This is a genomic window from Mycobacterium sp., from assembly GCF_035499775.1.
Classification (GTDB): domain Bacteria; phylum Actinomycetota; class Actinomycetes; order Mycobacteriales; family Mycobacteriaceae; genus Mycobacterium.
In genome coordinates, this window is sequence record NZ_DATJYB010000633.1 from 1 (window position 1) to 8,011 (window position 8,011).

Sequence of the window (8,011 nt, forward strand, 5' to 3'; positions counted from 1 at the left end):
ACGCGCTGCTGGCCGACGGCGAACGCGACGACCTGACCGGCTAGCTCACCGAGACTGCAGTGAGGGCGTGGTTTGGCTCAATCGCGATCTGTGTGCAGTTTCGGCGGCCTCAGTTCAGTTTCGGCACTCCCGGCGGCGGCGGGGCGGGCCTGGCGTGGGCATTCGGTGCGGCTGCGACCGGCTACCCAGTCGGCCGCTTCCCGCACGGCGCCTACCGTGATCACGCCGGCCGGCAGCGGCGGACGGGCCACCATCACTACCGGAATATCCAGTGCGGCAGCGGCATCCAGCTTGGCCCGGGTCATGTCGCCGCCGCTGTTCTTGGTCACCAGCGCGTCGATGCGGTGCTCGGTCAGGAGTCGGAGCTCGTCGTCGTAGCGATAAGGCCCGCGAGACAGCACTAGTCGATGATGACGCGGCAACGACACGTCATCCGGCGCGGTGACGGCGCGGATCAAAAACCACGCGTCGCTGTCGGCGAAGGCTTTGACGCCCGAGCGCCCGGTGGTGAGAAACACTCGCGAATATTGCTGCTGTGCAACGGTTTCTGCGGCCTCGATGTCCGAGGCGACGACGCTTGCGGCACCGGGGTCCCAGGGCGGGCGGGCCAGGACCAGGTGCGGCATCCTCAGTTCGTTGCAGACCTGGGCTGCGTGGGCGGTCATGGTCGCCGCGAACGGGTGGGTGGCGTCGACGACGGCATCGATGCGTTCGTCATTGAGCCATCGCCGCAGCCCCTCGACGCCACCGAAGCCACCGATGCGCACCGAGCCGACCGGCAGGGCCGGGTCGGGTACCCGGCCGGCCAGCGAGCTGATGACCTCGACTTGTGGGTGCAGCATTTTCGCCAGGGCGCGCGCCTCGGCGGTGCCGCCGAGCAGCAGCACCCGCATCAATGCGCCCCGCTGCTGCGTCGTGCCGCCGAGTACAGGTAGCTGTCGGTGAATCCCTCGGCGGCCAGCACGTCGCCGACGATGATCACGGCGGTCTTGGTGATGTTCGCGTCGCGCATCTGCCCGGCGATGTCGGCCAGGCTGCCGCGCAGCACCGTCTGCCGCGCCCAGCTGGCGAAAGCCACTACCGCCGTGGGAGTTTCAGCTTGGTAGCCGCCATTGAGCAGTTGCGGGACGATGGCGTCGATTTGAGCCGCGGCCAGGTGCAGGACCAGGGTGGCGCCGGATCGGGCGAGGGTGGCCAGATCTTCGCCGGGCGGCATCGGCGTCGACAGGGTCGCGATTCTGCTCAGTGTCACCGTTTGCGCGATCCCGGGGACGGTCAGCTCGCGTTTCAAAGCGGCGGCGGCCGCAGCGAAAGCCGGTACACCCGGCACGATTTCGTAGTCGATGCGCAGCGCGTCGAGTCGGCGACACTGTTCGGCCAGCGCGCTGTAGAGCGACGGATCCCCCGAATGCAGCCGTGCGACATCATGACCGGCGACGTCGGCGTCGGCGAGTTCTGTGACGATCTGATCCAGCGTGAGTGGGCCGGTATCGATAACCTTCGCATCGGATGGACAGTGCGCCAGTAGGTCTTTGGGCATGATCGAGCCCGCGTAGAGGCAGACGGGGCAGCGTTGCAGCAGCCGTTGGCCGCGCACGGTGATCAGGTCGGCGGCGCCCGGGCCGGCGCCGATGAAATACACCGTCACCCCTTGGTCACCACCCATTGGGTGACCGGAAACTGCGGGCGCCAACCGGTGAAGCCGCCCAGCGCCTCGCCCTGATAGTGCTGGAAGCGCCGGAGCTCGCCGCCGTGTTGCGAATACGCTTGCACCAGAATAGCTTCCGACTCCGCGGTGACCCCGTTGGCGACCAGGCGTCCACCGCCGCCCAGGCGCTCGAGGCAGGCGTCCAGAAGGCCGGTCTCGGTGAGGCCGCCGCCGATGAAGATCGTTGACGGTGCGTCCGCGCCTTCGAATGCGCTGGGGGCTTCGCCGCGGACGTCGACGGTGACGCCGTATTGCGTGGCATTGAGCCCGACGTTGAGCCGGCGTTGCTCCTCGCGTTCGAATGCCACCGCGGTGCAGCTGGGCCAACTTCGGCACCACTCGACCGCGATGCTGCCTGAGCCGGCGCCGACGTCCCATAACCGCTGTCCGGGCCGGGGGGCGAGCGCCGCCAGGGTCACCGCCCGCATGCTGTGTTTGGTGATCTGCCCGTCGTGGACGAACGCGTCGTCGGGCAATGACCAGACGCGCTCGTCGGGCAGGTAGCGGATGGCGATCACGTTGAGGTCGTCGAGGTCGAAGGGCGTGTCGGTGGCCCACTCGCGGGCGGTGCCGTCGCGGCGGCGCTCGTCGGGACCGCCGACGCGCTCGAGGACGGTGAACTCGGAGTCACCGCGACCGGCGGCGTTGAGCAGCACCGCGAGCGCCTTCGGCGTAGTCCGACCGCCCGCCAGCACGATCGCCTGACCACCGCGGCGCAACGCGGTGGGCGGCTGCGCGGTGACCAGGCTGATCACCTCGGTCTCGTGGACGTTCCAGCCCATCCGGGCGCACGCCAGCGTTGCCGACGACAGGTGCGGCAACACCCTCACGCGTTCGGTGCCGTAGAGGCGGATCAGGGTGCCGCCGATGCCGTGCATCAATGGGTCGCCGCTGGCGACGACGTGGATGTCATCCCCGTCGACGGGCAGTGCTTGCAGCGCCGGCAGCATTGGTGACGGCCACTCGTGCCGGACGGCCGTGATGGTGTCGTCGAGCAGGTCGAGTTGCCTTTTCGATCCGTAAATGACTGTGGCCTTGTTCAATTCGGCTCTCGAGGTTGCCGATAGGCCTGGTACGCCGTCGGCGCCGATACCGACAACGATGATCATCGCGGCATCCTTCGCCAGACGAACTGCGGCAGCAGGCGCATTGCGAAGAACATCGGCCGCATTTCCCACGGGATCCAAACGCTGCGCCGTCCCTTGGCCAGCGCCCGTGCGGTGGCGGCGGCGACCTGTGCCGGCGTGCTGGACAGCGGGGCGGGCGTCATACCTTCCGTCATACGCCCGATCACGAATCCCGGCCGGGCGATCAGCAGCCGCACCCCCGTGCTGTGCAGCGCGTCGGCCAACCCACTGGCGAAGCCGTCCAGGCCTGCCTTGGCCGAACCGTAGACATAGTTCGCGCGACGCACCCGTACTCCGGCCACCGAGGAGAACACCACGAGCGATCCCCGGCCGGCGGTGCGCATTTGGGCGGCCAGGTGGGTGAGCAGGCTGACTTGAGCGACGTAGTCGATGTGGACGATGGCCACCGCGTGGGCGGCGTCGGCCTCGGCACGGGCTTGGTCGCCGAGGATGCCGAAGGCCAGTACCGCGATGCCGATGGGGCCGTGGGCGGCGATGATCGAGGCAACCAGCGGGCCATGTGAAGCCAGGTCGTCGGCGTCGAACTCGGTTGTGTCAATGCGGGTTGCGCCGGCTTCCCGCAGCGCGGCGGTCTGCTCGGTGAGCTGATCGGCTCTGCGGGCGGCCAGCACCACCGTGGCCCTTGGAGCCAGCCGGCGCGCCAGTTCCATGCCGATCTCGCTGCGGCCGCCGAAAATTACTACCGGACCTGCGCCCGTGTCGTCCACGGCTGCGATTATCTCCTGCGCTAGCGTGGGTGGCGATGGCGAATACCACTACCCGGCTCACCGACGACGCGCTGGCGTTCCTCTCCGAGCGCCATCTGGCAATGCTGACCACGCTGCGTGCCGACAATTCGCCGCACGTGGTAGCGGTGGGGTTCACCTTCGATCCCAAGACTCATATCGCCCGGGTCATCACCACCGGCGGGTCTCAGAAGGCGATCAACGCGGACCGCGGTGGCGTGGCAGTGCTCAGCCAGGTCGACGGCGCCCGGTGGTTATCGCTGGAGGGACGCGCCAAGGTCAACGGTGAGGCCGACGCCGTCCGCGATGCCGAACTGCGCTACGCCCAGCGCTATCGCACGCCCAGGGCCAACCCGCGACGGGTGGTCATCGAGGTCCATGTGGAGCGGGTGCTGGGTTCGTCGGATCTGCTCGACCGCGGCGACGACTAGCGTTCGCTTGGTTCCGACGTCCCTCCACAAGCACCGCCAGCCTGAATTGACCGGTATATCGGGCCGTCTTTAGCCTCACCCGCAGCTTGCTTGTCGCAGTAGCTGATGAGGAGGGGTAACGATGTTCGTCGACACCGGAGGGCTGCACTCGGGCGCCAACCAGTCCTACCAGGCGGGTGGACACGCACGCGACGCGGCCGATCGGCTATCGCGAGGGCCGTTGTCGGCGGGGATGTTTGGCGACTTCTCCGCCGCCGACGTGTTTCACGAGGCGGTCACTTCGGCGCACACCGCGCACGTCAGAATCTTGCATGCTCAACACCAGACGCTTACCGCAGTCGGCGATCAGGCCCATCGAGCGGCCGTGGAGTTCACCGCGATGGATGAGCTCAACGCTGCGAAACTGCGGATGGGGCAATGCAACTCCAACACTTGAGCATTGCGGAGCTGATCGCGGGAGCCCACGGCGACCCGTGGGGGGTTAACCGAAGCCTCCAAAGTGGCCGCCCTGCCCAGATTTCCAATCTGGCAATGGTGTTTCATGATGCGGGGCGGGGCAGCGCCGAGGCTAATGCCGCCTTCGATCAAGCGTTCCGCCGTTTTGAGGCGGCGTGGAATCGCGAGGATGGCGAACATCCGATCAACGATTCCGCCGAGATACTGCACGCCCTGGAATCGCTGCGCGCGCAGGTCGCGCAATTGCCCAAGATCGCAATCGATTTGGAGAACGTCGCCGCCGCCCTGGCCGAAGCCCAACGATCCGCGGGCGGCCAGATCGCGACTCTCGAAGGTCACCTGCAGGAGATTGATGACCACATCGGGAAGGTGCTAGACCTCGAGCAAAGGGTTCACCTCAGCGCTGTTGACCAGTCCGAATTAAACGACTTGGTCTCCCGTATCAAGGAGATCGCCATTCTTGACACCAAGGAGACGGTTGGCAAGCTCGAATCAACCCGCAGTCGTTACTCGGACACGCTGCAGACGTCGATGTCGACCCTGCGCACCGACGGGTACGACCCGGCGGGCATCAAGGCGCTGGACGCGCCGGGAGCCCCATCGAAGGCCGAACCCGAAGCTAACCGGCAGCAGAATCAGATCGACGCGTTCACAAAGGTTTTCGGCCGCCCGCCGAGTTCCCAGGCCGACTGGGACACGGCGGCGGCTCTCGATCCACACAGCTATAACCCGAAGGACGGGGGCGTGCATCCGAATATCGTGGTCCAGCGCATCACGCCAGTGCCCGGCCAGGGCGTCGTGCGCACAAACCTCTTCATTCCCGGCCACGGTGTGGTGAACCCGCAAGCAGACTGGCCGCCGTACCACGAAAACCTTGGTGATAACCGAAGTTTCTCTGCCACGGCCGGACCCGAGTCATCAAGGGTCGCAATAACCGTCGATTACGAGAACGGCATCATCGTGACCCGGCAGAACCCATCGGTCGATGCGAAGACCGGCCAGATTCGAACCGGCACTCCCAGCGTCTCGGCCGTCCAAAAGAGCAACGGCGCGGTGTTGATCAGCTACAGCGCCGCCGATCCGATGTCGCCCGGTGGCGAGGCGCTGGCCAAGTTCACCACGTTCGATGTGAACGGCAAAATCGCCATCCAACCGTCCGACGCCGGCCCTCGCGTCGGTGGAATCGTGACGAATTTCCCGGCGATCGAGATCTACAGTGACCGGGCGGGAGCGACAGAGCCCCTCGTCCAAGCCTGGCCCCATTTTGTGGACGGACCTTTGGGACCGGAAGCGGGTCTGTGGTGGCACAAGGACATCGGCGATCCAACGGTTTTGCCGAGTTTCGGCGATCAGCGGCCAGGTTTGAAGCTCCCCTTCGGTCCGATCCCCCTGCCCGGACCCATTCCAATTCCCATTCCACTTCCCATCCAGCTTCCCGAGCTGCGCCTCCCCCTTCCCTGACCTGTTGGTGAATTACCGGAAGCATCAATCAGCGCTAGCATCACCGAATGCCTGAGAGCCCAGCCCCAGCGAGGACGTCATGAGTGGAGGTGACGACCAGCGGCTCAGAATCATTCTCGACCAGCTTGCACGACTCAGTGGGCTGCCGCCGCCACCGGTGATCACTCCCGACGCACTGGCTCAGGGAAGCTCGCCCATCAGCCAATTGCTGAGGGTGCTGGGGATCGCTGCTAATGGCGGAGATCCGGCTGACAACCTCGCCGCCATTGCCGGACATGACGAACGCGAGGCCAAGACCGCCGACGCGCTGGGCAAATTCCCGGCAAATGAAGAGCAGTCATCCGCGCGGCTGAGCGGGGTCGGTAGTCAAGGCGAGATGAGCCAGATGCTGCAGCAGCTACCGCAAATGGCGGCCGGTATCGCCGGTGGAATCGCGGGCGCCCTGGGCGGTGCGTTGCAACCGCTGAGTCAGATCCCACAGCAGGTCGCGCAGGCGGGACAGCAGGCGATGCAAATGGGCATGGGTGCGTTGCAGCATGGCGCTGGAGCGGCCGCGACCGGAGGCGAGTCGATTCCCGCCGACCTGCTCGAAGCGGGGGGTGGCGGCGAGGAGTTTGGCGCCGGTGGAGGCGGCGGTACCGGCGGTGGCGGTTTTGGCCCCACTACGCCGACCGCGATGCTCGGACCGCTACCCGCGCCGTCGGCCGGCACCGTCCCTGCGTCATCGCACACCACGTCACCGCCGCCGCCTACTCCGGCCGAGCCGTCGCGTGCGCAGCGGGGCGGGATGGGCGCGATGCCGATCATGCCGCCGAGCGCGATGCAGGGGGCAGGAGCTGGTAACGACGCGAAGGCCGACACCAAGCGCGTCGTTGTGCCATCGGTGAAGAACGGCGCTCCGGTGCAGGGGCGAATCACGACCCCGCCGCCTACGGCGGAGGTGATCAAACGCGTTGACGGCAAGCCTGTCGCGACCCGGCGCATCTTGCTGCCTGACCCGAAGCGCGACGACGACGGCGATTCGGGGCGTTGAGCGCAGGGGCATCCTGTCGTTATTCAGCTTGGCGAGCGCGCTGCCTGGCATTGCTAATAAATAATAGAAATGAAGCACGGCGGATGAGAGTATCTGGTCAAAATCGCCAGCCGAATGGATACAGCAGGCGGCTCAGTGTATCGAGTCGCGGCACAACCAAGTGCGCATTTAAGGGTCAGCAGCTGCGCTCAACAGGTCGCTCACGATACTCGTTAAACGAAGTTCCTTGACAGCCGTGTCGTCAGCAGTCTGACACGATAGTAAAACTCATCAAGAGAATTCCCGAATACGATATCCAAGAACGTCGACGTGATCACAGTTTGGCAACATAGGCGACGCGCTTTCCCCGCAAGCAGTGATATACATATGCGATATATTCAATGGGGCTCGGTTGATTTTCCGTGCTTCTCGGGGTTCCCAAACCAAATTCAATGTTGTGGAGCTACGCTGCGCCGGCGGTGGCTGACTACCGAAATTCTGGGTGAGCGCTACGATCAGCCGGTGTCAAATCCGCCTTCCTCACCTTCCGCCACGCCTGCACCGTCCCCCTGGTTGCGAGCCGAGCCAGCCGCGCTGAGACGACCGTGGCCAACGTTCGCAATCCTGATCATCGCAGTGTTGGTGACACTGGGTGTAGCAATAGGTGGCTGGTTTCGCCCCGTCTCCAACGACAGGCCCCAAGTCGCGCCAACCTACACAACCGAGCAAGTCGCAACTGCGAAGGCGAAGGTGTGTACCGCGTTCGAGAAAGTGCACCAAGCGGTCCGCAGTAACTTCGCCCGAGACAAGGGCAGTGACCCAAACCAACAACTGCTAGTCGCCGTGACTGCACAACAAGCACTCCTCGCCGGCAGTGTCTACCTCCAGACCACCCTTTCGGAAGAGGCAGCAACACCAGCTGATCTCGCAACAGCGGTGAGAAAGCTGATCGACGTATTCCAAAGTCTCACGGTTGACTATCTAAACGGTCATGGCAGTCCCGATGTCGACCCATCGTTGCGCGCTGCTGACGAGGCCACTTTGTCGATCGAAGGTTTTTGCAAGTGACC

8 protein-coding genes and 1 pseudogene are annotated in these 8,011 nt (G+C 65.2%); 5 read left to right on the plus strand and 4 right to left on the minus strand.

Features of this window, described 5'->3' with window-relative positions:
• Window positions 1–176: 176 nt before the first annotated feature.
• The 4 genes and pseudogenes from VML93_RS37830 to VML93_RS37845 form a co-directional block, all read right to left on the minus strand.
• Window positions 177–896 (minus strand): annotated as a pseudogene (locus tag VML93_RS37830) (cobalt-precorrin-6A reductase); the annotation flags it as partial.
• Window positions 893–1,648 (minus strand): precorrin-4 C(11)-methyltransferase, encoded by a 756-nt coding sequence (gene cobM / locus VML93_RS37835; RefSeq protein WP_325618924.1) that lies wholly within the window; start codon window positions 1,646–1,648, stop codon window positions 893–895. The gene cobM and the pseudogene VML93_RS37830, both read right to left, overlap by 4 nt.
• A complete protein-coding gene (gene cbiE, locus VML93_RS37840) occupies window positions 1,645–2,817 on the minus strand; it encodes a precorrin-6y C5,15-methyltransferase (decarboxylating) subunit CbiE (RefSeq protein WP_325618911.1) in 1,173 nt (390 codons plus the stop codon). The genes cobM and cbiE overlap by 4 nt, the downstream gene beginning before the upstream one ends.
• Window positions 2,814–3,563, minus strand: coding sequence for an SDR family NAD(P)-dependent oxidoreductase (locus VML93_RS37845; RefSeq protein ID WP_325618913.1), 750 nt, complete (start codon window positions 3,561–3,563; stop codon window positions 2,814–2,816). Before VML93_RS37845 ends, cbiE begins: the two co-directional genes overlap by 4 nt.
• A 29-nt stretch (window positions 3,564–3,592) precedes the next feature.
• Between VML93_RS37845 and VML93_RS37850 the strand changes: the two genes are divergently transcribed.
• From VML93_RS37850 to VML93_RS37870, 5 genes are all read left to right on the plus strand, one after another.
• On the plus strand, window positions 3,593–4,012 hold the full coding sequence (locus VML93_RS37850; RefSeq protein ID WP_325618915.1) for a F420-dependent biliverdin reductase: 420 nt from the start codon (window positions 3,593–3,595) through the stop codon (window positions 4,010–4,012).
• A 121-nt stretch (window positions 4,013–4,133) separates the two neighbouring features.
• The gene (locus VML93_RS37855) at window positions 4,134–4,448 is read left to right on the plus strand and encodes a DUF2563 family protein (RefSeq protein ID WP_325618917.1); all 315 of its coding nucleotides are present in this window, start codon (window positions 4,134–4,136) and stop codon (window positions 4,446–4,448) included.
• The gene (locus VML93_RS37860) at window positions 4,430–5,929 is read left to right on the plus strand and encodes a hypothetical protein (RefSeq protein ID WP_414686556.1); all 1,500 of its coding nucleotides are present in this window, start codon (window positions 4,430–4,432) and stop codon (window positions 5,927–5,929) included. The genes VML93_RS37855 and VML93_RS37860 overlap by 19 nt, the downstream gene beginning before the upstream one ends.
• 79 nt (window positions 5,930–6,008) lie before the next feature.
• On the plus strand, window positions 6,009–6,962 hold the full coding sequence (locus tag VML93_RS37865) for a hypothetical protein (RefSeq protein WP_325618920.1): 954 nt from the start codon (window positions 6,009–6,011) through the stop codon (window positions 6,960–6,962).
• Window positions 6,963–7,580: 618 nt separating this feature from the next.
• A complete protein-coding gene (locus VML93_RS37870; RefSeq protein ID WP_325618922.1) occupies window positions 7,581–8,009 on the plus strand; it encodes a hypothetical protein in 429 nt (142 codons plus the stop codon).
• Window positions 8,010–8,011: the final 2 nt, after the last annotated feature.

What these genes read in the sequence shown, in the direction of transcription:
- cbiE (WP_325618911.1), bottom strand. Translation starts at nt 2,817, where the DNA reads ATGATCATCGTTGTCGGTATCGGCGCCGACGGCGTACCAGGCCTATCG.
- VML93_RS37855 (WP_325618917.1), top strand. Translation starts at nt 4,134, where the DNA reads ATGTTCGTCGACACCGGAGGGCTGCACTCGGGCGCCAACCAGTCCTAC.
- VML93_RS37860 (WP_414686556.1), top strand. Translation starts at nt 4,430, where the DNA reads ATGCAACTCCAACACTTGAGCATTGCGGAGCTGATCGCGGGAGCCCAC.
- VML93_RS37865 (WP_325618920.1), top strand. Translation starts at nt 6,009, where the DNA reads ATGAGTGGAGGTGACGACCAGCGGCTCAGAATCATTCTCGACCAGCTT.